Origin of the sequence: Actinophytocola sp., from assembly GCF_049647105.1 — a bacterium.
In the GTDB taxonomy this organism is placed as follows: domain Bacteria; phylum Actinomycetota; class Actinomycetes; order Mycobacteriales; family Pseudonocardiaceae; genus Actinophytocola.
This window is the reverse complement of the sequence record NZ_JBARWZ010000295.1, coordinates 1-26134: the sequence shown is the minus strand read 5'-3', so window position 1 is coordinate 26134 and position 26134 is coordinate 1. Positions and strand designations below refer to the sequence as shown.

The 26134-nt window shown below is 69.3% G+C and carries 21 protein-coding genes; 10 read left to right on the top strand and 11 right to left on the bottom strand.

Features of this window, described 5'->3' with window-relative positions:
• Positions 1-30: 30 nt before the first annotated feature.
• From WBA97_RS35735 to WBA97_RS35720, 4 genes are read right to left on the bottom strand one after another with little or no spacing between them, the layout of a single operon-like run.
• Positions 31-456, bottom strand: coding sequence for a hydrolase (locus WBA97_RS35735; protein ID WP_424235435.1), 426 nt, complete (start codon positions 454-456; stop codon positions 31-33).
• Entirely contained in the window at positions 453-896 is a 444-nt protein-coding gene (locus WBA97_RS35730) for a response regulator (RefSeq protein ID WP_424235434.1), read from the bottom strand. The genes WBA97_RS35735 and WBA97_RS35730 overlap by 4 nt, the downstream gene beginning before the upstream one ends.
• On the bottom strand, positions 889-2466 hold the full coding sequence (locus WBA97_RS35725) for a sensor histidine kinase (RefSeq protein ID WP_424235433.1): 1578 nt from the start codon (positions 2464-2466) through the stop codon (positions 889-891). The genes WBA97_RS35730 and WBA97_RS35725 overlap by 8 nt, the downstream gene beginning before the upstream one ends.
• Complete coding sequence (locus WBA97_RS35720) at positions 2459-3634, bottom strand: PP2C family protein-serine/threonine phosphatase (protein WP_424235432.1); 1176 nt, start codon at positions 3632-3634, stop codon at positions 2459-2461. Before WBA97_RS35720 ends, WBA97_RS35725 begins: the two co-directional genes overlap by 8 nt.
• Before the next feature lie 416 nt (positions 3635-4050).
• Here WBA97_RS35720 and WBA97_RS35715 point away from each other — a divergent pair, with 416 nt between their 5' ends.
• The 3 genes from WBA97_RS35715 (at position 4051) to WBA97_RS35705 (ending at position 8194) form a co-directional block, all read left to right on the top strand.
• Entirely contained in the window at positions 4051-4887 is an 837-nt protein-coding gene (locus WBA97_RS35715) for a radical SAM protein (RefSeq protein ID WP_424235431.1), read from the top strand.
• A complete protein-coding gene (locus WBA97_RS35710; RefSeq protein ID WP_424235430.1) occupies positions 4880-5830 on the top strand; it encodes a hypothetical protein in 951 nt (316 codons plus the stop codon). The genes WBA97_RS35715 and WBA97_RS35710 overlap by 8 nt, the downstream gene beginning before the upstream one ends.
• Before the next feature lie 177 nt (positions 5831-6007).
• A complete protein-coding gene (locus tag WBA97_RS35705; RefSeq protein ID WP_424235429.1) occupies positions 6008-8194 on the top strand; it encodes an ATP-binding protein in 2187 nt (728 codons plus the stop codon).
• 102 nt (positions 8195-8296) lie between these two features.
• Here WBA97_RS35705 and WBA97_RS35700 read toward each other — a convergent pair whose 3' ends face one another.
• Positions 8297-9076 carry an alpha/beta fold hydrolase gene (locus WBA97_RS35700; RefSeq protein ID WP_424235428.1) on the bottom strand — a complete coding sequence of 260 codons (780 nt, stop codon included), beginning with the start codon at positions 9074-9076 and terminating at the stop codon, positions 8297-8299.
• 84 nt (positions 9077-9160) lie between these two features.
• On the opposite strand from WBA97_RS35700, the gene WBA97_RS35695 reads away from it, so the two are divergent.
• On the top strand, positions 9161-9517 hold the full coding sequence (locus tag WBA97_RS35695; RefSeq protein ID WP_424235427.1) for a VOC family protein: 357 nt from the start codon (positions 9161-9163) through the stop codon (positions 9515-9517).
• A gap of 209 nt (positions 9518-9726) precedes the next feature.
• Here WBA97_RS35695 and WBA97_RS35690 read toward each other — a convergent pair whose 3' ends face one another.
• Positions 9727-10890, bottom strand: coding sequence for a ThuA domain-containing protein (locus WBA97_RS35690; protein ID WP_424235426.1), 1164 nt, complete (start codon positions 10888-10890; stop codon positions 9727-9729).
• A gap of 415 nt (positions 10891-11305) precedes the next feature.
• Between WBA97_RS35690 and WBA97_RS35685 the strand changes: the two genes are divergently transcribed.
• From WBA97_RS35685 to WBA97_RS35665, 5 genes are all read left to right on the top strand, one after another.
• Positions 11306-15658: an ExeM/NucH family extracellular endonuclease gene (locus WBA97_RS35685; protein WP_424235425.1), complete on the top strand. Its 4353-nt coding sequence runs from the start codon at positions 11306-11308 to the stop codon at positions 15656-15658.
• Between the two features lie 104 nt (positions 15659-15762).
• Positions 15763-16644: a TIGR03619 family F420-dependent LLM class oxidoreductase gene (locus WBA97_RS35680; RefSeq protein WP_424235424.1), complete on the top strand. Its 882-nt coding sequence runs from the start codon at positions 15763-15765 to the stop codon at positions 16642-16644.
• Positions 16645-16702: 58 nt separating this feature from the next.
• The gene (locus WBA97_RS35675) at positions 16703-17755 is read left to right on the top strand and encodes an alpha/beta hydrolase (protein ID WP_424235423.1); all 1053 of its coding nucleotides are present in this window, start codon (positions 16703-16705) and stop codon (positions 17753-17755) included.
• Complete coding sequence (locus WBA97_RS35670) at positions 17755-18480, top strand: esterase family protein (RefSeq protein WP_424235422.1); 726 nt, start codon at positions 17755-17757, stop codon at positions 18478-18480. The genes WBA97_RS35675 and WBA97_RS35670 overlap by 1 nt, the downstream gene beginning before the upstream one ends.
• Before the next feature lie 11 nt (positions 18481-18491).
• Positions 18492-19715: an ATP-grasp domain-containing protein gene (locus tag WBA97_RS35665; protein ID WP_424235421.1), complete on the top strand. Its 1224-nt coding sequence runs from the start codon at positions 18492-18494 to the stop codon at positions 19713-19715.
• A 44-nt stretch (positions 19716-19759) separates the two neighbouring features.
• On the opposite strand, the gene WBA97_RS35660 is transcribed toward WBA97_RS35665, so the two are convergent.
• Complete coding sequence (locus WBA97_RS35660; protein WP_424235420.1) at positions 19760-21034, bottom strand: immunoglobulin domain-containing protein; 1275 nt, start codon at positions 21032-21034, stop codon at positions 19760-19762.
• A gap of 369 nt (positions 21035-21403) precedes the next feature.
• Here WBA97_RS35660 and WBA97_RS35655 point away from each other — a divergent pair, with 369 nt between their 5' ends.
• Entirely contained in the window at positions 21404-22036 is a 633-nt protein-coding gene (locus WBA97_RS35655) for a dienelactone hydrolase family protein (RefSeq protein WP_424235419.1), read from the top strand.
• Between the two features lie 73 nt (positions 22037-22109).
• Here WBA97_RS35655 and htpG read toward each other — a convergent pair whose 3' ends face one another.
• The 4 genes from htpG to WBA97_RS35635 form a co-directional block, all read right to left on the bottom strand.
• Positions 22110-23930, bottom strand: coding sequence for a molecular chaperone HtpG (gene htpG, locus WBA97_RS35650; protein WP_424235418.1), 1821 nt, complete (start codon positions 23928-23930; stop codon positions 22110-22112).
• Between the two features lie 133 nt (positions 23931-24063).
• Complete coding sequence (locus tag WBA97_RS35645; RefSeq protein ID WP_424235463.1) at positions 24064-24225, bottom strand: NPCBM/NEW2 domain-containing protein; 162 nt, start codon at positions 24223-24225, stop codon at positions 24064-24066.
• A gap of 9 nt (positions 24226-24234) precedes the next feature.
• Positions 24235-25044 carry a class I SAM-dependent methyltransferase gene (locus WBA97_RS35640; RefSeq protein WP_424235417.1) on the bottom strand — a complete coding sequence of 270 codons (810 nt, stop codon included), beginning with the start codon at positions 25042-25044 and terminating at the stop codon, positions 24235-24237.
• Positions 25045-25201: 157 nt separating this feature from the next.
• Positions 25202-25972, bottom strand: a complete 771-nt coding sequence (locus WBA97_RS35635; protein ID WP_424235416.1) for a putative protein N(5)-glutamine methyltransferase — start codon at positions 25970-25972, stop codon at positions 25202-25204.
• Positions 25973-26134 lie beyond the last annotated feature (162 nt).

Genomic DNA, 26134 nt, shown 5'->3' with positions numbered 1-26134 from the left:
TGGTACCCGCCCCGGGACCAGGGCAAACCGTCAGGCCAGGGTGGTCACCCGTTTGTAGCCCACCAGCTCCCGGTAGCTGGGCCGGACCGCGAACATCGCGAGGCTCCACAGCGCAGGCCGCCCGGTCTCCGCGCACAGGTGCAGCACCTTGTCGTCCCCCGCGTCCTTGCCCGCCCACACCCCGACGTGCGCACCCCACGCGTCGTTCGACGAGTTCACCAGAACGAGGTCCAGCTGGCGCGGCACCGTGACCCGCTGTGTCGACCCGGTGTCGGCCCACAGCTCGCTCGACCGCAGGTCCGGCGGGTCGTACCCGAAGTGCCGAAGCACCTCGTACGCGAACAGCTGACAGTTCGCGCCGTCCACGAGCCCGGGCCGCGCCAGCACGGCAGGCGCACCCGGATAGCGGGCGCCGACATACCGGACCTCCCAGTAGGAGTCCGGCAGCTCGATCATCCCGGCAGTTTCACCACCGTCACGAAGAAGTCGTCGATCTGACGGATGATCTTGATGAAGCTGTCGAAGTCGACCGGCTTGCTCACGTAGGCGTTGGCGTGCAGCGTGTAGCTGCGGAGGATGTCCTCCTCCGCCTCGGAGGTCGTCAGCACCACCACGGGGATCACCCGCAGTTCGGGGTCGGACTTCAGCTCGGCGAGGACCTCCCGCCCGTCGCGGCGCGGCAGGTTCAGGTCGAGCAGGATCAGGCCGGGCCGGGGCGCGTCCGCGTACTCGCCCTCGCGCCGCAGGAACTGCAGCGCCTCCTCGCCGTCCCGCACCACGTGCAGGTGGTTACGGATCTTGTGGTGCTCGAACGCCTCCCGCGTCATGAGCACGTCGCCGTCGTCGTCCTCGACGAGCAGCACGTCGATCACGTCAAGAGGGGTCGATTCAACCATCGGAGTCCTTACTCTCGTCGATCACCGGGAGAGTGAAGCAGAAGCGGGAGCCGGATTCCACACTGGAGTCCAGCCAAATCGTGCCGCCGTGGTATTCGACGATCTTTCTGCACATCGCCAGCCCGATGCCGGTGCCAGGGTAGTCGGCCTTGTTGTGCAGCCGTTGGAAGATCACGAAGATCCGTTCCGCGTACTCGGGGTCGATGCCGATGCCGTTGTCGGCGATGCCGAACTCCCAGAAGCCGCCGTCGCGCCGGACGGTGACCCGCACCTTCGGCGGGTCCTCGCCTCGGAACTTGAGCGCGTTGCTGATGAGGTTCTGGAACACCGCCGTGAGCAGCGGCACCTCGGCCGACACGGTCGGCAGCTCGTCGGCCTCGATGGTGGCGCCGGTCCGCTCGATCGCGTCCGCCAGGTTCGCGGTCGCCTGTTCGAGCACGGCGTCGCAGGACACCGTGACCGGCTCGCGCACGATCCGGCCGACCCGGCTGAACGCGAGCAGGTCGTTGATCAGGATCTGCATGCGCTTCGCGCCGTCGACCGCGAACGAGATGTACTGGTCGGCGCGCTCGTCGAGCTTGCCCTTGTACCTGCGTTCGAGCAGCTGGCAGAAGCTCGCGACCTTGCGCAGCGGCTCCTGCAGGTCGTGGGATGCGATGTAGGCGAACTGCTCCAGCTCGGCGTTGGACCGCTCCAGGTCCGTCGTCCGCGAGTCGAGGTCGGTGTTCGTCCGCTCCAGTTCCCTCGTCCGCGAGTCCAGCTCGGCGTGTGCGACCCGCACCGCCGACAGGTCGGACAGGATCCGCTCCCGCATCACGTTCACGTCGGCGCCAAGCTCCCGCAGCTCGCGCGGGCCGCTCTGCCGGACCGGATGGCCGAAGTCGCCGCGCGAGACCACGCGGACCTCCTCGGCAAGCTTCGACACCGGCCGGATCGCCGCGAACCGCAACCCCACCGCGAGCCCGGTGAGGACCAGCGCGAAGGCGACCGCGATGCCGATCAGCACCCCGTTCACCGAGCTCGCCGCGGCGTCGAGCGCGTCGGTGGCCTCGACCCTGGCGGCGTTGAGGGTGTCGTCGAGCCCCTCGAGCGCCACGCGGACGGCGTCGAACAGGTCCTTGCCCATGTCCACCGGCAGGGTCGGCGTCGTGTCGGGACCGCTCGCGATCTCGGCGATCGTGGGCTGTGCGTAACCGGTGCGCCACTGGTCGGCGTTCTCGACGACCCGCGCGAGGTCGGCCTCGGCCTCCGGCATGCCCGCGAGCAGCCCCTCTAGCTGCCGGACCGCGGCGTTCTGGTCCCGCACGCCCCCCGTGTACGGGGTGAGCACGTCCTCGTCCGCGCCAAGCACGTAGCCGCGCAGGCCGGTCTCCTGGTCGACCAGCGCCGACTCGAGCCGCAACGCCTGCTGCAGCGCGGGGTCGATGCGCCCGACGACGGTGGCCCTGGCATCGCTGAGGTTGCTGAGCGCCATCCCGCCGACGATCACCGCGGCCAGCAGGAACACGGCCAGCGCGGCGACGCTGACGTTGATGATCCGGCGCAGCGGCCAGCGCTTCACCTCAGCCATTGCTCAACGCCACGACGGCCATGTCATCGTCGAGGTCACCACCGTTGAGCTCGCGCACCTCGCTGATCACGTGGTCAAGCAACCCTTCGTCCTGTAATCCCGCGGCGATGCCGTCCTGGACCAGTTCGATCAACCCGTCGACGTCGAGCCTCCTGCGTTCGTCCCGGACCCGGCCCTCGATGAGCCCGTCGGTGTACATCAGAACCGTCCACCGATCGCCGAGCTCGACGTCGCAGCTGGGCCAGCGGCTGCCGTCACCGACGCCGACCGGGGTGCGGACGGGTGCCTTCAGCTCGCGCACGTCCGAGCCGGTGATCAGCAGCGGCGGCGGGTGGCCGACGAGGTGCAGCGTGCCGGCCGTGCGGGACGGGTCGATGGAGAGCATGCAGAGCGTGGTGAACAGGTTGGACTTGTATCTCTCGTGGGTGAACACCTGGTTCACGACCGAGAGCACCTCCGTGGACGGGCGGGTGGAGAGCACCATCGTCCGCCACGCGACGCGCATCGACACGCCAAGGGCGGCCTCGTCGGGGCCGTGCCCGCAGACGTCGCCGACGACCGCGTGCACGTAGCCGTCGGCGGTCTGGACCACGTCGTAGAAGTCACCGCCGAGCAGAAGCCGCTGACCACCCGGCGAATAACGCGTGGTGACCCGCAGTCCCTCGTCGGCCACGAGCGGTGTCGGCAGCAGGCCACGCTCCAGGCGGCCGTTCTCCTCGGCATAGATCTGGGCGGCCCGCAGCTGACGCTGCAGCGAGTCGGACCGCTCCCGCTCGACGGCGTAGCGGATCACGCGGTCGAGCAGATGCCCGTCGACCTGACCCTTGACGAGGTAGTCCTGCGCACCGAGCCGGACCGCCTCCTCACCGAGATGCTCGTCGGCGAGCCCGGTGAGCACCACCACGGCGACCGAGGGCACGTTCTCCTGCAGCCAGCGCAGCCCGGCGAGCTCGTGGGTGTCCGGGAGCCCGAGGTCGAGCAGCACACACGCGACGTCCGGCACGGCCGCCTTCGCCTCGGTGAGCGAACGGACCCGGTGCAGGTCGACCGCCGCGCCGGACTCGAGCAGCAGTTCTTCCACGAGGAACGCGTCGCCGTCGTCGTCTTCGATCAGCAGCACCCGCGTCGGAGCGGGTTTCTCACGTACCCCGCTGAGCGCACCAACCATGGTCTGGCCTGCTTGTCCCTCGCTCCCCGGGTGCCGACCACGGACGGTCGATACGGTCTGCCCATCCTAGTCAGACCTCCGACGGCGCCGGCAGCGTGAGCCCGCCTGGGGCGGCGCCCCACCGTTCGCAGCAGTCGCTTGCTACAAGTGGGTCCATCCAGGTCCGGGAAGCCAACGCCGCTGTGCGGTCAGCACGAACGGGAACACGCACCGGCGGCCGAGACCCACGGCGACTGAACGAGATCGTCCGGTGACCGCGCGGCGTGAGCGCGACTCGTGTGGACACACGTCGGATGCGTACGCGATGTGGTGCGGTAGCACTACGGAGTGACCGCGCGAGCCAGCCTCGACCAGTCCGTCTACCGTGTGCCGATAATCTACGCGACACCGAGTTCTTGGCCCCAATGGAGTAACGGTTGAGCCCGATCGACGCAGGTATCGGACAACGCCAGGAACTCCCTTACGTCCTGTCGGTGCGCGAACGCAGGGTCCTGGTCCCGATCGCCCGCAGCTGCCCGTTCGGCTGCCGTTACTGCTACGCGGACGACGGTGTCATCGCACCGAACGACGACGTGGACATCGAGCGCGTCGCGGCCGAGGTGGACCGGCTTCCAGACGACAGTTACGACGTCATCCAGCTGGGGTATGACGGCGATCCGATCGCGAGCGCGAAAGCACTCCGGAGGCTGCTCCCCCGGCTCGTCGCCACCGGCAAGCACGTGAACATCTCAACGAAAGGCACCGCCTCGCCGAGCCTGAGGTCGTTCCTCGGGGAGATGCACCGCAGTACGCCGTTGGGAATCTCGCTGAACGTCTCTGTCACCTGCTGGGATTCCGCACCGGAAATCGAGCCGAGAACGCCGACACCCGCTCGTCGCCTCCGCACCGCGTCGACCCTGAACGCCGAACATGGCATACCGTTCGTCCTGTCATTGCGCCCGCTCCTGCCATCGGTGCATGATTCCGAACTGTTCACGCTCCTCGATCACGCCAGCGACAACGGGGCGGCCGCGGCCGTAACCGGTCCGCTGTACGTCCTGCCGGACGGCAGCAACATGGCCTGGACGAAGGAAAAGTTCGACAACGTCCCGCCCACTCGCGTGACCTGGTCACCCGCTCCGGTGCACTACCGTCGCATCGAAGACTCAGCTAGGATCGACCGACTGAGGGTCTACGCTGAATCTCTGGGATTCCCGTTCCATCGCACAAACGAGGCCGCACTGCAGCAACTGATGGCGAGAACACATGGATGAACCGCAGAGAAGGCTGTCCGCCGGACTGGCGAGCCTTCGACGCGGTCTCGGTCGTTATCGCATCCTTCTGGCAGTCCTCGTTCTTCTGTTGCTGTCACTGTTGTACGTCCTCGTCTTCGACAAGTCCGTCCCCCAACTCATCGAAGCGGCCCTGCCGAATGCCGTCGCGGCCCTGTTCGTCTTTCTCGCCCTGTACGCCCTGTACCAATTCATCGGGATCGCGCCGACCGACGAAGTGGCCCGCCTCCTGGACAGACATCAGGAACAACTCGCCGACCATCTCAAGGTCGAACTCCAGGGCATCCAGCGCGAAGTCAGCCAACTGAGTATTCCGCGTCCCAGAGGGATACTCGACTTCTTCCCGCATTGGAGCGAGATGACCGGGCAGGACTGGGAAAGGATCCTGTCCGACGCGACGCATGTCGACATCGTGATGAACTGGTGCGATTCCTGGCTCGAGGCGAACGCGCGACTTTTCCGCGAACTTCTCGAAGAGGACACCACGGTCTCGCTATATCTTCCTCATCCCGGATTCGACAACAACAACGCGCATCGCGATCGCATCCACCGGTTGGCGACCACCTACGACGTCCCACGGCACGTCGTACGTTTTCGCATCGCGGAAAGTGCGGCCAAGTTCGTCGATCTCGGCGCGGATCCAGACCGGTTGACTGTTCGTCTCGTCGACGGACTCACGTTCGCGGCTGTACGTGTCAACGAATATCGGCTATTGGTCTCGCACTACGACCAGTTCCGTGTCGGCCACCCGAAAGCGTACGCACTGTTGGTTGACCTGCACGAGAGCAGCGAACTCTTCGGCTACTGGACCGAGCAGTTCGACTACTTCAACAACATCGCGCCGACGCCCGTGGAAAGACTGATCGAACTCCGCAAAACCCTCAACACCAGCAAGATCCGGCATGGCTCGACCGGCGACCACTGAGCAGCCGCGAACCCACGCCCGTGGTCTCGTCGGCGACGCACCGCTCACCCCGTGGACGCGCAGTTCCACGAACATGTACTGATGTCGTCACGGACGGTTGAGTCCGTTACGGGACGGCGCGGAACCCGCCGTCCGATATGCTCGGAATCCGAGCCACCAGCCGAGGGTTGCGACCTGATGGACAGTTCGTTCCCGGACCTGCTCCGGGATTACCGGGTGGCGGCGGGTCTGACGCAGGAGGCGCTCGCCGAGCGGGCGTTGCTGTCGAGCCAGGCGGTCGGCGCGCTCGAACGGGGCGACCGGCGATTTCCCCGCCGTGACACCGTGGTCCGGATCGCGGACGCTCTGGGTCTGCGCGACGAGGCCAGAGCGGCGTTCGTCGCGTCCGCGCCAAGCCGCGGCGGCCACCCGAAGCACGCGACGACCCGGCACCGCCCCCAGGAGCTGCCCGCGGACACGTTCGGCTTCATCGGCCGCACCGGCGAGCTCGCCGAGCTGGACCACGGGTTCACCACCGCGGTCGTCGCGGTGTGCGGCACCGCCGGGGTCGGCAAGACCGCGCTCGCCGTGCACTGGGCGCACTGGGTCGCGTCCGCGTTCCCCGACGGGCAGCTGTACGTGGACCTGCGTGGCTATGGCCCGGACCAGCCGCTCGCCCCCGCGGCCGCGCTGACCGCGCTCCTGCGCAGCCTCGGGTTCGCGAGTGCCGACATCCCGCACGAGCAGGCCGAGCGCGCGAACCGCTACCGCTCGGTGCTCGCCGATCGGAAGATGCTGGTACTGCTGGACAACGCGCGTGACTTCGAGCAGATCCGCGACCTGCTGCCCGGTGCGCCGGGCAGCCTCGCGGTGGTGACGAGCCGGGACGCGCTCGGTGAGCTGACCGTGCGGCACGGCGCGCACCGCGTGACGCTGGACGCGCTGACCTCGGCCGACGCGCTCGAGTTGTTGCGTGTCCACATCGGACCCCGCGTGGACGCAGAGCCCTCGGCCGCGGCGGCACTGGTCGAGCAGTGCGCGCGCCTGCCGCTCGCGCTGCGGATCGCGGCGCAGCTCGCCACCACCCGCCCGGCCACCACGATGGCGACGCTCGTCGGTGAGCTGCACGACGAGCAGGACCGGCTGGCGCTGCTGGACACCGGCGGCCCGCACGGCTCCGCGGGCGCGGTGCTGTCGTGGTCCTACCGCCACCTGCCCTCGGCCGCGGCCCGGCTGTTCCGCCTGCTCGCCGTGCACCCCGGCAGGCACGTCGACGGGTACGCGGCGGCGGCGCTGCTCGACGCGCCGCTCGGCGAGACCCGCGCGGTGATCGCGACGCTGGCCCGCGCGCACCTGCTGCGTGAGGTCCGGCCGGGCCGGTACGACATGCACGACCTGCTCCGTGCGTACGCCGCGTCGCTGCTCCACGACGAGCCGGACGCGGCGGCCCGCCTTTCTGACTACTACGTGCGCGCGGCGTCGGCGGCGATGGACGAGTTCGCGCCGTTCGACCACGCGCTGCGCCCGGTGGTGCCCGCGGGCCGGGCGATCCTGCCCACGTTTCCCGACCGGGCGGCGGCCCTGGCGTGGCTGGACGACGAGCGCACGAACCTCGTCGCGGTCGGCATGGTCGCGCACAGCGGGCTGTTCTCCCGGGTCCTGTACCGGTACCTGAGCATCGGCGCGCACTACCAGGAGGCGGACGCGCTGCACTCCTCCGCGCTGGCGGCGGCGACGAAGGACGAACGCGGCGGCGCGCTGGTCACCTACGGGGTGGTGTTGTGGCGGCTCGGCCGGTCCGAGGAGGCACTCGCGCACTACGAGGAGGCGCTGGCACTGATGCGTGCCGAGGGCGACCGGGCGGGCGAGGCGCGGGCACTGGTGAACCAGGGCGTCGCCTACCGGTGGCTCGGCCGCCACCACGAGGCCCTCGCGTGCCACCGCAAGGCCGTCGAGTACATGGCCACGACGAACGACGCCTGGCGCGAGGCGCGGGCCCGCGACAACCTGGGGCTCGTGCACCACTCACTTGGCCAGTACGAGGAGGCGCTGGAGCAGCAGGAGCGGGCGCAGGCGCTGTACCGCGCGGCGGACGATCCCTACGGCGAGGCCGGGGTGCGCAGCAACCTCGGCGTGACGTGCGCGCGGCTGGGCAGGCACGCGGAGGCGCTCGACCATCTCGAACAGGCGCTCGCCAGCCTGCGCGCGGTCGGCGACCGGCGCGGTGAGGCGGAGACGCTCAACGACCTTGGCACCACGCTGCTCGCGCTCGGTCAGCGTGCGGAGGCGGCCGAACGGCACCGGCAGGCACTGGCCCGCGCGGACGCGATCGGCGACCACCACGAGCACGGCCGCGCGCTGGAAGGCCTGCGGCTGACGCGGTGACTGTGTAGGTGAACTGTAGAGCTTGTCGGTGGTGTGACCGTTGCCCCGCACGGAGGATGGAACTCCGCGTTCGGCGCCACGGGGAGGGAGCGCCGAACGCGGTCAACCACCGAGGTGCGCGAGCACGAGCGGGCTCGCGACCTCGCGGAACTCCTCGAAGTAGGCGTGCCGCGCGCCAGGGATGAGGTGCAGGCGCGCGCCGGGGACCCGGTCGGCGATCAGCGGTGCGTTGGCGGCGGGGTTGAAGATGTCGTCGGCGCCGTGGACCACCAGCGTCGGCGCGGTGATCCTGGCGAGGGCGTCCCAGCCGTCGTGTTCCTTGCTCGCGGTGAAGTGCCCGCGCCGCGCGTGCGGCGGCATGCCGGGGTCACCCGTCGTGTCGAACGGGCCGTGGTGGGTGGCGAGCCAGTCCGGGGTGTACAGGAGGTCCAGCAGCGCCTGCCTGGCCTTGGCGGCGTCGCGCTGGGCGAGGGAGCGCCGGACCTCGGCACTGCGCTCGATCCCGTGCACGCCACCGGGTGAGGTGCAGCCGAGCACGAGCCGCCGCACCCGGCCGGGGTGGTCGGCGGCGAGCCACTGGGCGATCCGGCCGCCCATCGACGTGCCGTACACGTGCGCCCGCTCGACCCCCATGTCGTCGAGGATCGCGCGTACGTCGGCCGCGAAGCCGCGCGTGCGGTAGCCGGTTTCGGGTTTGTCGCTGTCCCCGGTCCCGCGGTGGTCGAACACGACGGTGCGGAAGCGGCCGTCGAAGTCCTGGCGCGCGACGTCCCACCAGTGGTGGTTGTTGGCCTGCCCGGCGATGAGCACGAGCACGTCGTCCCCGGTGCCGTTGACCTCGTAGTACAGGGACACACCGTCATCCGCCCTGGCGAAGCTCACGGCCTTGACCCTAATTGGCTCTACCGTTGTCCGGGTGGCGGGCCTTCGCCGCCGCGCTGAGGCATGGAGGCCACGATGGATGCGGTGTCGCCCTTCTTTGTCGTACGCGACCTGCCGAAGGCACTGGAGTTCTACCGCGACGCCCTCGGGTTCGAGGTCACCTTCACCGGCGACGGCGACTTCTTCGCGATCGTGCGGCGCGACGGCGTGCAGTTCCTGCTGAAGTCGGTGGGCGTCGAGGCGGTGCCGAACCGGAAGCTGCACGCCGACGCCCGCTGGGACGCGTTCGTCCACGTATCGGACCCAGACGGGCTTGCCGCCGAACTGAGCACGCGCAGCGTGCCGTTCGAAGCCCCGCTCGCCGACACCGACGACGGTCTGCGCGGGTTCGAAGTGGCCGACCGTGACGGCTACGTGCTCTTCTTCGGCCGTCCTCGCTAGGGTCCCTTGCTTTCCGAGGACTCCTTGCCGGTTTTGCCTCTGGAGCTTCTCGCCGGAGGCAGACCGGTGAGGCAAGGAGCCGCCGGAGGCAAACCGGGGAGGTAAAGCGCAACCGGTGGATCCAGGTTGAACGTCCCAAAAGCGGCTTTCGCAACACCAACTATGCCCCGCAGGGTGCGGTGCCGGGCGCTGCGCGCCCGGCACCGGTCCTACGAGCCGAGGACGGCGAGTTCCCAGAGTGAGTAGCCCCACTGGGTGGCGCGTTGTGTGCCGAGTACCCGCACATAGCGGCCGGTCGAGCTGACGGTCGCCTCGTCGGTGCCACCGTCCGAAGTGGTCGTCGAGTACACCGTCTGCCAGGTGGAGTTGTTGTCCGACAACTGGATCTGGTACGCGCGGCCGTACGCGGTCTCCCACACGAGCCGCACCTGCCGGAGGTCGCGGGTCGAACCGAGGTCGACGGTGATCGACTGGGGGTCGGCGAAGGCGCTGCTCCACCTTGTGCCCGCGTTGCCGTCCACCGCGTTGGCGCCGTTGTGGGACGTGCCGGACTCGACGCTCGTGACCGTCACCGGCCTGCCGCGTGCCAAGTCCGTGACGCCGCTCGGCGCCGAGCAGTCCGCGGTGACGGCACCACCCGCCCACTGGATGCCGCCGAGCAGCATGCGGGTGAAGTTCGACTCCGTGTACGACTCCTCGGTGTGACCGAGACCGGTGTACCAGGCGCGGCCGCCCTGGTAGTTCTGGCACCAGGTGATGGGGTGGTCGCCCATCCCGCCGCCGCTGTAGGTGGACTCGTCGAGGTTCGCGAGCACCTTCACCGCCGCGCGTGGGTTGGTGCGGTAGCTGTACCACTCGTCGGTCCGCGTCCATGTCGACGGCAGGTGCGCGGTCGAGGGGTGTGCGTGGGTCTCGACGCGCACGTTCGCCTGCTGGATCGCGGGGTGGGAGGCGAACCAGGCGCCGACGAGCCCGCCGTACCAGGCCCAGCCGTACTCGGTGTCGGCGGCGGCGTGCACGCCGACGTACCCGCCGCCGCCCCGGACGTAGGACTCGAAGGCGGCCTGTTGTGTGTCGTTCAGGACGTCGCCGGTGGTCGAGAGCCACACGACGGCCTGGTACTGGGCCAGGTTGGCGGTGGTGAACTGGTTCGCGTCCTCGGTGGCGGTGACGGAGAACCCGTTCTGTGAGCCCAGCGTGGTGATCGCGGCAATGCCCTCGTCGATCGAGGAATGGCGGAAGCCGGCGGTCTTGGAGAACACGAGGATCTTCGACAGTGGTGCCGCGTCCGCCGGTGGCGGGGCGGCCATTGGGGTCGCGACGACGGCGACGGCCGCGGACGCGACAAGGAGAGCCTTGGCAACGGTGCGCACGACTCGGTCCTCTCTCGGTGCAGGGGTGGATCCGAAAGAGACAGCAGGGTGTTTCACAAGCAGTTAACATCCGAGGTCTCGAGAACGTCAAGCGGCCATTCGGACGTCATGAACGAGAAAGTTCCACCAAGACATCTGATGTCTGCCCGGAGGGGCGACAAGATCGTCTGCCGCCGAAAAAACGAGTGCATTACGCCGTTCGGCATATTCGAAAACGCTGCCCGAACAATGCCGCGACTCCTTACCGTGGCGATGGACACATACCGAGGTAACCAGCCGTATCCAGGCGACTCCGTTGTGTGCCAACAAATTCCGGCACCCGCCTAACAATCGCGCAACGTACATCTGCGCGCATTTTTCCGGACACCATTCACCCCTAGGCTCCGGCAGGTTCTTTCCGCCTGATGGAGGCCCGATGCCCAGTAGTAGACGTGTCCGTTCGCTCCAAGTCGTCGGAGCGCTGACCGCGATCGCGACGGTCGCCGCCGTCAGTGCCTCGACCGCACAGGCGGCCGAACCGACCGCCCCGGCCCTCAGTGAGATCCACTACGACAACGTCGGAGCGGACACCGGCGAGGCGCTGGAGATCGAGGCACCCGTCGGCTTCGACCTCACCGGCTGGCAGCTCGCCCCGTACAACGGCAACGGCGGCGCGGTGTACAACACCCGCACGCTCGCGGGCGCCGTCCCCGAAGCGGGTGTGGTCGTCGCGACCTACCCGGTCGACGGCCTCCAGAACGGCTCCCCCGACGCCGTCGCGCTCGTCCGCCCGGACGGCACGGTCGCGGAGTTCCTCTCCTACGAGGGCCCGCTGACCGCCACCGGTGGCCCAGCGAACGGCACGGCCGCCACCGACATCGGCGTCGCCGAGGGCTCTGCCACCCCGGTCGGCCACTCGCTGCAGAAGATCGACGGCACGTGGCGCGACGCGGCCCCGAACACGTTCGGCACCCGTAACTCCGGCGGCGGCGACCCCGACCCGGACCCGGTCGGCTGCGACATCACGCCAACCAACTCCATCGCGGAAGTCCAGGGCACCACCGACGTCTCGCCGCTGTCCGGCAGCCAGGTCGTCATCTCCGGTGTCGTCACCGCGGACCACGGCACCGGCGGCTACAACGGCGTCTACGTCCAGACCGAGGGCTCCGGCGACCGCGCCCCCTCGGCGGGTACCGCGTCGGACGGCGTGTTCGTCTACCTGACCACCAACGCGGCCAACCACCCGGACGTCGCCGTCGGCGACGAGGTGCGGGTCCGTGGCGTGGTCAGCGAGTTCAACGGCCTGACCGAGGTCACGATCGGCGCCAGGACGGACTTCCAGGTGTGCGCGCACGACGCGACCCTGCCGACGCCCGCCGCGCTGACCCTGCCGCTCGACCCGGCCGCCCGCGAGTCCGTCGAGTCGATGCTCGTCGCGCCGGTCGGCGCGTACACGGTCTCCGAGGTCTACAACACCAACCGCTTCGGCGAGGTCGTCCTCGCCGCCGGTGACGAGGCCGCGACGATCCCGACCGACCTGTTCCGCCCCGGCACGCCGGAGGCACAGGCGAAGGCCGCCGACAACAAGCTGCGGCGCCTGCTGCTCGACGACGGCTCGTCGGTGAACCTGTCGAGCGCGGGCCAGCTGCCGCCCTACGTGTACCCGGGCGCGCCGCTGCGCGTCGGTGACCAGGTGGAGGCGTTCGCGCCGGGCGTGCTGTCGTACGGGTTCAACGAGTGGCGGCTGCAACCGGCCAACCCGGTGACCGCGACGACCCCGGAGCTGCAGCGGACCACGTTCAAGACGACCAACCCGCGCACCCCGGCGCCGGAGGACGTCGGTGGCGACCTCCGCGTCGCGAGCTTCAACGTGCTCAACTACTTCGTGCACTTCGGCGGCGACGCCCGCGGCGCGGACGACGAGGCGGGGCTCGCCAAGCAGGAAGCCAAGATCGTCTCCGCGATCTCCGCGCTGGACGCCGACGTGATCGCCCTCGAGGAGATCGAGAACTCGGTCCGCTTCGAGGCGAACGACCCGCAGATGGCGCTGAAGCGGCTCGTGAACGCGCTCAACGCCAAGGACGGCGCTGGCACGTGGGACTACGTGCGCTCGCCCGCGAACCTGCCTGCCGCCGCGCAGCAGGACTTCATCACGACCGCGATCATCTTCAAGCCCGCCACCGTGACCCAGGATGGCGACGCGCAGACGATCAACGACGAGACGGTGTGGTTCAACGCGCGTGAGCCGATCGCGCAGACGTTCACCTCGGGTGATGCCACGTTCACCGTGGTCGCCAACCACCTGAAGTCCAAGTCCCCATCGGACTCCGCGACCGGCGACAACGCCGACATCGGGGACGGTCAGGGCGCGTTCAACGGCGACCGGATCCGGCAGGCGCGGTCGACGATCGCGTTCGTCGACGCGCTCAAGGCGTCCTCGGGCAGCGACGACGTGCTGCTGCTCGGCGACTTCAACGCCTACACGCAAGAAGACCCGATGAAGGCCTTCTACGCCGCCTCGTTCCAGGACCTGTCCAACGGTGAGGCGAGCTACGTGTTCGGCGGTGAGTCCGGTTCGCTCGACCACGGGATCGCGACGCCGTCGCTGGCGAGCCGGGTGACCGGGGTGGACGTGTGGCAGATCAACTCGCACGAGTCGTTCGCGTTCGAGTACGACGGTCACCCGGACTTCTACGCACCGGACCCGTACCGGGCGAGTGACCACAACCCGAAGGTGATCGGTCTCAACACCGGCGCCGTCGGTCCGGTGGACCTGCAGATCCTGGGCATCAACGACTTCCACGGCAGGCTCGAGCCGCCGTCGGCGGGCGTCGGTGGGGCCGCGCAGCTCGCGGGGCTGGTGAACCAGCTGCGGGACGAGAACCCGAACACGCTGTTCCTGTCGGCCGGTGACAACATCGGCGCGTCGACGTTCATCTCGGCCATCGACCAGGACAACCCGACGCTCGACGCGCTGAACCTGATGGGGCTCGACGCCGCGGCGGTCGGCAACCACGAGTTCGACAAGGGCTTCGCGGACCTGTCCGGCCGGGTGACCGACCGGGCGGACTTCCCGTACCTCGGCGCGAACGTGTACCGGGGCGACGAGCGGGTGCTGCCCGCGTACGACGTGCGGACCGTGGCCGGTGTGCGGGTCGGCGTCGTCGGTGTGGTGACCGAGCAGACGGCGTCGCTGGTGAGTCCCGACGGCATCGCGGGCCTGACGTTCCGCGACCCGGTGGCCGAGGCGGAAGGCGTCGCCGCACAGCTCAAGGACGGCGACGAGGCCAACGGTGAGGCCGACGTGGTCGTGCTGCTCGCGCACGAGGGCGCGGCGACCGAGAACATCGGTTCCGTCGAGGATCTGCGAAACGACCCGGTCTTCGGTGACTTCACGCGGGTCAGCGCGGACATCGACGCGATCCTGTCCGGGCACACGCACCAGCCCTACGCCTTCCAGATCCCGGTGCCGGGCACGGACAGGACCCGCCCGGTCATCCAGGCCGAGGACTACGGCGTGAAGCTGGGCAGGGCCACGCTGTCGATCGACCCGGCGACCAGGACGGTCATCTCGTCGACCGCCGAGTTGATCGACGTGACCGGCGCGCCGAGTGACCCCGAGGTCGCGGCACTGGTCGCGCAGGCCAAGACGAACGCCGAGGAGCTGGGCAAGGAGCCGCTCGGCTCGATCGCCGGCGACATCAAGCGCGCGTTCACCTCGGCGGGTGCCGAGGACCGGGGTGCGGAGTCGGTGCTCGGCAACTTCGTCGCCGACGTGCAGCTGGCCGGCACCAAGGACCCGGGCCGGGGCGGGGCGCAGATCGCGTTCATGAACCCGGGCGGGCTGCGGGCCGACCTGCTGTACGCGCCGGACGGTGTCGTCACCTACGCCGAGGCGTTCTCGGTGCAGCCGTTCTCGAACGACGTGGTGACGAAGTCGTACACGGGTGCGGAGATCAAGCAGGTGCTGGAGGAGCAGTGGCAGCCAGCCGGTGCTTCGCGGCCGAAGCTGCACCTCGGAGTGTCCGCCGGGTTCACCTACACCTACCTGCCGGACAACCCGGCGGGACAGCGCATCACGTCGATGTCGCTGAACGGTCAGCCGATCGATCCGGCGGCGACCTACCGGGTGACGGTGAACTCGTTCCTGGCCTCGGGTGGCGACAACTTCACCACGCTGGGCGGCGGCACGAACCCGGCCACGACGGGCGACAACGACCTGACGATGCTGACCGCGTACATCGGCGCCAACTCGCCGATCACCGCGGACCCGGCACCGAGGTCGTCGATCGGCCAGCCTGGCCCGTCGTGCGACACGACGATCACCGGCATGCGGTTCGGCGGGGTCACCGTCTCGACCGGACTGACCTGTGTGGACGGTGCCACGATCTTCGGCCCGGTGACGGTGAAGCCGGGTGCGTCGCTGATCGTGGACGGCGGCCTGATCGCCGGTTCCGTGACGGCCACCCGGCCCGACGTGTTCGAGGTGCACGGCACGCAGGTCTTCGGCCTGGTGACGGTCACCGGTGCCACCGGTCCGGCCGTGCTCGACCAGGCCAAGATCACCGGCACGGCAACGCTCGTCACCAACAGGGCGGGCGTGCGGGTCGACACCTCGACGATCACCGGCCCGGTGTCGCTGATCGGCAACACGGGTGGTCCGGCGGTCGTCGCGGGCAACCGGATGACCGGCCTGCTCGCGTGTGCGGCCAACAACCCGGCCCCGGGCAACGACGGAAGGAAGAACACCGTGCGCGGCCTGGCAACGGGTCAGTGCGCGAAGCTCTGAGTTGAGCAAGGGAAGGCCCGCCCGGAGATCGTTCCGGGCGGGCCTTCCCGTTTTCGTCACGCGGCGCACCGGCGGTCAGGGCGGACTTCCCTTACGTTGGGGAGATGAAGATCGGACTTGGCGCGCCGGTGGCCGGCGCGTGGGCATCGCCGGACACGCTGACCAGGGTGGCGGTCCTGGCCGAGGAACTCGGCTACGACTCGCTGTGGACGTTCCAGCGGCTACTCGTCGGCGTCGGCGACCGGCTCGACCCCGTCTACCAGAGCGTCATGGACCCGTTGCTGCCACTGGGTTTCGTGGCCGCGCACACCTCGCGCATCCGCCTGGGCGTCGCGCTCGTGAACCTGCCGTTCGTGTCGCCGGTGTACCTGGCCAAGCAGGCCGCGACCCTCGACGTGCTGTCCGGGGGCCGCTTCGACCTCGGTCTGGGCACCGGGTGGTCGGATGTCGAGTTCGCGGCCACCGGCGCCTCCCACGCCCGCCGGGGTGCCCGCGCCGAGGAGTACGTCCGGGTGCTGCGCACGCTGTGGAACGACGACCCGGCGAGCTTCGACGGCGAGTTCTACCAGGTCCCGCCCAGCCGGATGCGTCCAAGGCCCGTGCAACAGGGCGGCCCGCCGATCCTCCTTGGCGGGGTCGCGCGGCCCGCACTGGCACGCGCGGGCCGGCTGGCGGCGGGCTGGATGAGCCGCAGCGCCACCGACCTCGACCGCATCGCCGAGGACATCGCGGTCGTGCGGGGTGCCGCGCCCGACCCGGCGAAGGTCAGGGTGGTCGTGCGGGGCGTGGTCCGGCCAGGGCCGAGGGAGGGCAGGCTCAGCGGCTCCTGGGACGAGATCCGCGCGGACGCCGCGTGGCTCGGCGATCAGGGGGTCACGGAACTGTTCTACGACCTGAACTGGCACGAGCATGTCGGCGGTCCCGACGAGGCACCGGAAAGGGCCGCCGACCTGGCGATGGAGATCATCGAGGCCCTGGCACCGTGACGGCACGTCCGGACCGGCGGCCTTGACTTCACGTGTGGACGGTGGCTTCGATGGGTGAATGATCGCCACGTCGGAGCCGCTCGTCACCGACGACTCCGTCGTGTTCCGGCTGCCGGACGCCGACTCGGCGCTGAACGCCACCCGGCTGCTGCCCGCGATGTCACTCCCCGGCGCGGACGTCGACTTCGAGTTCGCCGACGGGTTGTGGCGCCTCGAACTTCCCCGCCCGCCTGCCCATCGCATGGAGTACCGGTTCCGCCTGCACCACCGCGACGGGCACGACGAGGAGATCTGCGACCCCGCCAACCCGCGGCGCGCACCGGGCGCGTTCGGCGACAAGTCGGTGGTCGAGTTCCCCGGCTACGCGCCGCCGAAGTGGCTGGCCGAGGACCGTGCGCCCGGCGAGGTGACCGACCTGGCCGTGCCCGCTCCGCTGCTCGGCCGGGACGTCCACGTCCGGATCTGGTCCCCCGCGGCCGCCGACGAGCCGTTGCCCCTGCTCGTCGCGCACGACGGCCCCGAGTACGACCGGCTCGCCGGCCTGATCGGCTACGCGGCCGCGATGACCGCTTCCGGGGAGCTGCCGCCCTTTCGGGTCGCGCTGCTCGCCCCGGGGGACCGCGACGACGAGTACGCGGCCAACCCCCGGTACGCGGCGACGCTGCACCAGCGCGTCCTGCCCCTGCTGCGTGCGATGTTCGCGATCACCGGGCCGGTGGCCGGCATGGGCGCGAGCCTCGGCGGGCTCGCCATGCTGCACGCGCAGCGGGTGCTGCCCGGCCTGTTCGGCGCGCTGTTCCTGCAGTCGGCGTCGTTCCTCACCGTGGACCTCGACCCGCAGGAGCAACACCGGTTCGGCCGGTTCGGGCAGGTCAGCGTGTACGTGGCGGACGTGCTGCGGACGGTGCCGTACGAGACCGTCCCGGTGATCATGACGTGCGGCACGGCAGAGGAGAACCTCGCGAACAACCGGCAGATGGCCACCACCCTCACCAAGCAGGGCTACGACGCGCGGCTCGTCGAGGTCCCCGACGCGCACAACTACGTCGCGTGGCGCGACGCGTTCGACCCGGCGCTCACTGGCCTCCTCCGCGCGGTGTGGTGCGACTGATGCGCCGCGACCAGTACGACATCGGCGGCGGCACCGTCATCGCGTACGGGCACTACGGCAGACCCTTCCTCGTGTTCCCCTCCGAGCAGGGCCGGGCATGGGACTTCGAGGCGAACGGCATGCTCGACGGGATCCGCCCGCTGATCGAGGACGGCCGGGTCAAGCTGTACAGCGTCGACTCGCACGACGCGGCGTCGTGGTCGAACCAGTCGATCCCGCTCGAGGAACGCGCGCACCACCACGGCGTGTACGAGTCGTGGATCCTGGACGACGTCGTGCCCGCGATCCACCGCGACTGCGGCGGGTTCACCGAGATCGCCACCGTGGGCTGCTCGCTCGGCGCGTTCCACGCGGTGCTGTTCGCGCTGCGGCGCGCGGACCTGTTCCCGCTGGCCATCGGCATGTCCGGCAACTACGACCCGTCGACGTGGCGGGCGTGGGGCGAGCGCGGCGACGCCGCCTACTTCACCAACCCCTTCGACTTCGTGCCGAACCTGAACGGCGGCCACCTCGACTGGCTGCGGTCGCGGCTGTCTCTCATGCTGGTCGTCGGCCAGGGCCAGTGGGAGGACACGACCGGCTCCCTGCCGTCCACCAAGGCGTTCGCGCACCTGGTGCAGGACAAGGGTTTGCGTTGCGAGCTGGACGTGTGGGGCCACGACGTGCCCCACGACTGGCCGTCATGGCGGGCTCAGCTCGCCCACCACCTCCCCCGGTTCTGTTGAGGAGCATCCCCGTGGACCGTACGGAACACCTACTCGGCCTCCTGCTGGGCACCGAGGAGGACTGGCCGCGTGCGTTCGAGGAGCTGGTGCGCAGGCTCGGCCCGGTGCGGGCGAACGGCGCCGAGCACACCCTGCACACCGAGCGGATCACGATCGAGCCGTTCGACCTGCGTGCCAGGCCCAGGTACGACCTGGTGATCGACCGGCTCGCGTACTGGTACTACGTGCCGCGCGAGTGGTTGAAGAAGATCGCGCTGATGGACGGCGTGTACCTGCTGAACAGCCCGTTCACGTTCCAGTCCATGGAGAAGCACGCCGCGTACTGCGCGATGATCCGGCTGGGGCTCAAGGTGCCGGACACGTGGCTGGTGCCGTACAAGAACCCCGTCGACAACGCCAGGTACGCCTACACCGCGCAGAAGTACAACCAGCAGTTCGACCTGGACGAGATCGCGGAGCGGATCGGCTATCCGCTGTACATGAAGCCCTACGACGGCGGCGCGTGGCGGGGCGTGTCCCGCGTCAAGGACCCGCGCACGCTGCACAGGGCCTACGACGAGTCCGGCGAGATGCTGATGCACCTGCAGGCGTCGGTCGAGGGCTACGACGTGTTCGCGCGGTCGCTGACCATCGGGCCGGACAGCATGGTGATGAAGTTCCAGCCCGATGAGCCGATGCACAACCGGTACGCGGTGGACCACGCGTTCCTCTCCCCAGAGGCGGGCGAGGAGGTGCTGACGATCTCACGGCTGATCAACGCGTTCTTCCGCTGGGAGTTCAACTCGTGCGAGAGCCTCGTCGTGGACGGCGCCGTGCACCCGATCGACTACGCGAACGCGTGCCCGGACATCTCGATCACGTCGCTGCACTACTACTTCCCGTGGGCGATCGGCTCCCTGCTGAAGTGGTCGGTGTTCTGCGCGGTGTCGGGCCGCGCGGCGAAGCTGGACCTGGACACCCGCAACTACTTCGAGGTGGCCGACTCGGACCGGACCTACGCCGAGAAACTGGCCGAGTACCGGAACCTGGCCGACGACTACTTCGAAACCGAGCGCTACCACGAGTTCTGCGCGACCGCGCTGTCGCATGTGGACGACCTGGTGCGGGACTGGGTGACCTCGCCCGCGTTCGACGAACTACTGGTGGCCACGGTGCGTTCGACCTACCCGGTGTCCGAGCACGACCGGTTCGTCGCGCACTTCCGCGGCCTACTGGCCCTGTGGGTCAGCGACTAGTGCCCAGCGCTCGAGCAACTGGTGTGTCTGTCTTGGCGGTGGGGTCAGCTCGGATCACGACGAGTCCGCGGCCGTGATCGCATTGCTGTGCCGGCGATGAGGAGTGTGATGGCGAGGGCGAGCAGGGTGTGCAGGGGGGTGCCGGTGGCGGCGAGTTCGGGTCCGCTGGTGGCGGCGGGTTCGGTTCCGCCGCCACCCGCGTCACCGTTGCCGGTTGGGGTGACGGTCAGGGTGGCGGGGGTGGTGTTGACGGTGCCGCCTGTGTTGCTGAACGCGGCCCGGTACTGGGTGCCGTTGTCGGTGGTGGTGACCGCGGTGAGGGTGAGGGTGGTCGTGGTCGCGCCGGGGATGTCGGTCCAGGTGGCGCCGTTGTCGGTGGAGCGTTGCCATTGGACGGTGGTGTAGCCGGTGGCGTCGGCGGTGAAGGTGACGTTGTCGCCGGGTGCGGCGGTCTGGTTGGCGGGGTTGGTGGTGATCACCGGCGGGGCGACCCTCGTGATCGCCAGGTTATGGGAGTCGCCGGCGTCGAACGCCAGGGTGGTACGGCCGGCCAGCGCGGCAGGCACGACGCCCTGCCCGTTGTTGTTGTAGCCCCAGGCGGTGACCTGGCCATCGGAGGTCAACGCCAGGCTGTGAAAGGCGCCGCCGGAGATGGCGGTCACGGTCCTGCCGATCAGCGAGTCCGGCACAGCTGTCTGACCGTCGTCGTTGTCACCCCAGGCGGTGACCTGGCCATCGGAGGTCAACGCCAGGCTGTGAATGGCGCCGGCGGAGATGGCGGTGACGGTCCTGCCGATCAGCGAGGGCGGCACAGCTGTCTGACCGTCGGTGTTGTAACCCCAGGCGGTGACCTGGCCATCGGAGGTCAACGCCAGGCTGTGAAAGCCGCCGCCGGAGACGGCGGTGACGGTCCTACCGATCAGCGAGTCCGGCACAGCTGTCTGACCGTCGGTGTTGTCACCCCAGGCGGTGACCTGGCCATCGGAGGTCAACGCCAGGCTGTGATAGCGCCCGGCGGAGATGGCGGTGACGGTCCTGCCGATCAGCGAGGGCGGCACATCGATCTGGCCGTTGTTGTTGTAGCCCCAGGCGGTGACCTGGCCATCGGACGTCAACGCCAGGCTGTGATAGCCGCCGGCGGAGATGGCGGTGACGGTCCTGCCGATCAGCGAGGGCGGCACATCGGTCTGCCCGTCGCGGTCGTCACCCCAGGCGAAGACCTCGTCACCCGGGGTGGGCTGGGCGGCGGCCAGGGAGCCGCCCCCGACGGCGAGGCCGGCCAGCAGGCCGCACAGCACGCTCGCTGACCATCGAATCATGCCGACTCGCCTACCTGGCATTTCCCGAAATCCTCTCACTAACCGTCACGGCTGTCGCTCGTTCGGTCGCGGACCGTAACAGGCGGTCGAGAGGGGGGCCAGCCCTGTGCCGTCCCCGTGCGGGTGAGAGCGGCGTGCGGCGACACTTGCGCGGTGGGCGCACGGCGAGGAGCAGCAGCGGCGGGCCTCGTTGGCGATGACAAGCAGTGCTATCCCCGTGGACCGGGGCGGGTACCGATCACGGTGACTGCCTCCCTCTTATGAGGCGCTAGTGCTGTCCGCGTTGCGGGCGTTGCTGCGGGACGTGTCACCCGTTTAGCGACCATCCCCACGGGTAGGCCGACCGGTGACCCGGAGGAGGACGCAGTCATGACGCAGGTGGTGCTGGACACCGCGGGCGCGCACCTGGACGCCGACGTGGTCGTGCCCCACGGGGCGGTCGGGATGGTGCTGTTCGCGCACGGCAGCGGCAGCTCGCGGCACAGCCCGCGCAACCGCGCCGTCGCGGAGGAGCTGAACCGCCACGGCCTCGCGACCGTGCTGATGGACCTGCTGACCAGCGCCGAGGACCGCGCCGACGGTGGCCCGAGGTTCGACATCGGGCTGCTGGCCGAACGGCTGGTCGGCGCGATCGACCGCATGACCACGGATCCCGCGACGGCCGAACTGCCACTTGGCCTGTTCGGCGCGAGCACCGGCGGCGCGGCGGCACTCGTGGCCGCGGCGACCCGGCCCGGCGCCGTGCGAGCCGTCGTGTCGCGCGGCGGGCGACCGGACCTGGCTGGCCCGGCGCTGACCCAGGTGCGGGCCCCGACACTGTTGATCGTTGGCGAGCTGGACCCGATGGTCGCCGACCTGAACGAGCGGGCCCGCAGGGTGCTGGCCGCACCGTCGGAGCTGCGCGTCGTGCCGGGTGCGGCGCACCTGTTCGAGGAACCGGGCACGCTGGAGGAAGTGGCCGTTCAGGCGGCGAACTGGTTCACGGGCACTCTTCGCCGGTAGCGCCCATGTGGCGTTTCACCCCGGCGTCGCCATGCACGCGGCTCGACGTCCGCCGGGGTGAAACGCCGTAGTATCACAGGGTTTTCGACAGCCTCGTGGCCATCAGCTTCGTGAAGCGCGACGGGTCGGCCAGGTCGCCGCCCTCCGCGAGCAGGGCCATGCCGTAGAGCAGTTCGGCGACCTCCGCCAGGTCCTGCTTTTCCGCCGCCTGCGCGTCCCGGAGTGCGATCACGAACTCGTGCTTCGGGTTCAGTTCCAGGATCCGCTTGATCGGCGGCAGCGCCTGCCCCATCGACCGGTACATCTTCTCCAGCGTCGGCGTCAGGTCGAAGGTGTCCCCGACGATGCACGCGGGCGAGGTGGTGAGCCGCGACGAGAGCCGCACCTCCTTCACCTGCTCGTCCAAAGTGGACTTCAGCCAGGTGAGGAGGCCGTCGAACTCCTCCTTGACCGCGGGATCCTGCTCGTCCTCCAGGTCGACCTGGCCCTTGGCGATCGACTGGAACTTCTTGCCGCCGAACTCGCCGACGGCGTCGACCCACATCTCGTCGATGGGGTCGGTGAGGATCAGCACCTCGTAACCCTTGGCCAGGAACGCTTCCAGGTGCGGCGAGTTCTCGACCGCCGTGCGCGACTCACCGGTCAGGAAGTAGATCTCCTCCTGACCGTCCTTCATCCGCTCGACGTACTCCGCGATCCTGGTCTGCTCCTCGGCCGAGTGCGTGGAGTCGAACGAGCAGATCTCCAGGATCGCCTGGCGGTTCTCCGTGTCGTCCAGCAGGCCTTCCTTGATCGCCTTGCCGAACTCCTCCCAGAACGTCCGGTACTTCTCCTCCGGCAGTGCCTTGACCGTCTGCAGCACCTTCTTCACCAGCCGCCGCCGGATGCGCTCGATCTGGCGGTCCTGCTGGAGGATCTCCCGCGACACGTTCAGTGACAGGTCCTGCGCGTCGACGACACCCTTGACGAACCGCAGGTACTCGGGCATCAGCGCTTCGCAGTCGTCCATGATGAACACGCGCTTGACGTACAGCTGCACGCCGCGCTTGCGCTCCCGCATGAACAGGTCGAACGGCGCCTTGGCGGGCAGGAACAGCAGGGCCTGGTACTCGAAGGTGCCCTCGGCCTGCAGCCGGAACGTCTCGAGCGGCGCCTGCCAGTCGTGGCTGATGTGCTTGTAGAACTCGGTGTACTCCTCCTCGGTCGCGTCAGAGCGCGCCCAGAGGGCCTTCATCGAGTTCAGCGTGTCCTCGCCGATGCGGACGGGCCAGGTGATGAAGTCCGAGTACCGCTTGACGATCTCGGTCAGCTTGGCCGTGGCCGTGTAGTCGTACAGCCGGTCCTCGGTGTCCTCCGGCTTGAGGTGCAGCGTGACGGTGGTGCCCTGCGGGGCGTCCTCGACCGGCTCGACCGTGTAGGTGCCCGCGCCCTCCGACTCCCAGCGCACGCCCTCGCTCGTGCCCGCCTTGCGGGTGGTGAGCGTGACCTTGTCGGCGACCATGAAGCTCGAGTAGAAACCGACGCCGAACTGCCCGATGAGGTCCTCGGACTGCTTGGACTCCTTCAGCTTCTCCAGGAACTCCGCGGTACCGGACTTGGCGATGGTGCCGATGAGGCTGATCACCTCGTCGCGGCTCATGCCGATGCCGTTGTCGCGCACGGTGAGCGTGCGGGCGACGGGATCCGCCGAGAGCTCGATGTGCAGATCCGACGTGTCGACGTCGAGATCCTTGTTCTGGTAGGCCTCCAGCCGGAGCTTGTCGAGCGCGTCAGAGGCGTTCGAGATCAGCTCACGCAGGAAGGTGTCCTTGTTCGAGTACACCGAGTGGATCATCAGCTGGAGCAGCTGGCGTGCCTCTGACTGGAACTCGAGCGTCTCGACCTGCGCGGTCACGGGCATCCCCCTTCTCGTTGGTTGACCGGTCGATTTTACGAGGTCCGATTCGCCGGCCGACGACGACCGCCACCACGGCTATCGCGACCATCATGACCGCGGAACCGGCACACGGGAGAGCCGGGCCCCTCCGTCACCCCTGGCAGGTCAGGCGGGCGTTCGCCCAGTCGGCGTGGTCGAAGTTCTTGCCGTCGCCGCCGTCCGTGACGACGAGCGTCAGCATCCTGGCGCCCGACACGTCCGCCGTCACCGCCGTCGCGGGGTCCCGGAGGAAGCAATAAGAACGGCAGCGGATGCCCTGCGCTCAGTGGTAGCCCTCACCCGCCGCTGACCCCGGGGGTAAGCGGCGGGTGGTGGTGTGGAGGGTGGCGGCGAATTCCAGGGTTATGCCGCCGGTGTTGTGCATTTCCTCCGCGCCTCGGAAGAAACGCTCGCGGAAGGTGACCGCTTCTCCTGTCGGCAGTGCGTCCAGGGCTTCCGGGACGCCCTGGATGGCCAGCCAGTCCCACAGTGCGCCAGGGTCCGCCAGGTGTTTCGGGATCTTCACCAGGGTTCGTTCCGGGGTCGCGAAACCAGCCGAGGTCAGCAGTTCGTCCAACCGGTCCGGGGACAGCGGTTCGTCGGCGCTGCCGTTGCCGCCGCCGAAGTACTCGCGGTTCAGGTCGTGGAGCCAGCCGAGGCGGCCGACCGTCTGCCGTTCGAGCGACAGCGCCACCATGCCGCCGGGCGCGAGCACGCGGTGGAACTCCGCCAGCGCGGTCTCCGGCTCCGTGAGCACCTGGACCAGGAACCCCGCGGTCACCACGCCGAACGAACCGTCGGGAAAGTCGAGCATGCCCGCGTCCTGCTGACGCACCACCATCTCCGGGTGGTCGTCGGCGAGCCGGGCCACCATGCCCGCCGACGCGTCGACGGCCGTCACCACGCACTCGCGCGCGAGTGCCGCCCTGGCCACCGCGCCCCGCCCGGCGCCGACGTCCAGCACTCGCGCACCCGGTGGCGGCGCGGCGTACGACACCAGATCTCGCCCCAGGTCAGCGACGTAGAAGTAGATCTCCTCGTAGCGGTCGGCGAGCGCGTCGTACTTGCGCCGCCCATGTTCGGTACTGGTCAACGGGCAACCTCCAGCAAGCAAGGGTAGGAGGAACCCGCCGGCGGCTGTACCGCCGAAACGGGGGACGCTTCACACGATTGGTGTTGGCGCGCGGACACGATGTGACACCCATAGTTGATCGAACGCTGATCGCGTGCCGAGCAGGGGATCAGTCGGCTCATCCGGCACACCTCCCGATCACCACGGTCGCCGCGAGGTCGTCGTCGGTGGTCACCTCGGGCATGAGTCCGGCGGCGCTCAGCACGTCCCCGGCGGCGGAAGCCTGGCGCGTGCTCGTCTCGGACAGCAGGTGACCGCCAGGCGCGAGCCACTCCCCGGCGCCCTGCGCCACCCTGCGCAGCACGTCAAGCCCGTCGGCGCCGCCGTCGAGGGCCACCAGCGGCTCGTACATCCGCGCCTCCGGCGGCAGCAGTGCCACCTCGTTCGACGGCACGTACGGCACGTTCGCGACCAGCACGTCGATCCGTCCCCGCAGCCTGATGGGCAGCGCGTCGTACAGATCGCCCTCATACACCGCGCCGTGCACGTTGCGCCGGGCGCACCGGACCGCGGCGGGCTCGATGTCGGCGGCGGACAGGTCGACACCCGGCACCGCGACGGCGACCGCCGCCGCCACCGCGCCGGTGCCGCAACACAGGTCCACGACGACCGCACCGCGGCCGGCGCGACGGATCGCTTGCCGGGCAAGGAACTCCGTGCGTCTGCGCGGGACGAACACGTCCGGGTCGACGGCGATGCGCAGGCCGAGGAACGCGGCCCAGCCGAGCACGTGTTCCAACGGCACCCCGGCCGCGCGCCGGTCGACCATGGTGGCGAGCTCGAGTGGGGTGGTGGCCGCTTCGAGGAGCAGCCGTGCCTCGTCCTCCGCGAAGACGCACCCGACGGCACGCAGTCTGGAGACGAGATCGGAGCTGAGATCAGAGGTCATCGAGCGCCTTTCGACGAGGGCGCTCCCCGGCTCTCCTAGTGCCCCGTCAAGGTGAAGTGGGTCGTTTGTCCGTGGATCCAGGTGGTCGCTGGCAAGGCGCGGGAAAGCCGCTCGTACCGGGTTGTACTTGGGCTTTCCCGCAACGCCGCCAGCGGCCGCCTG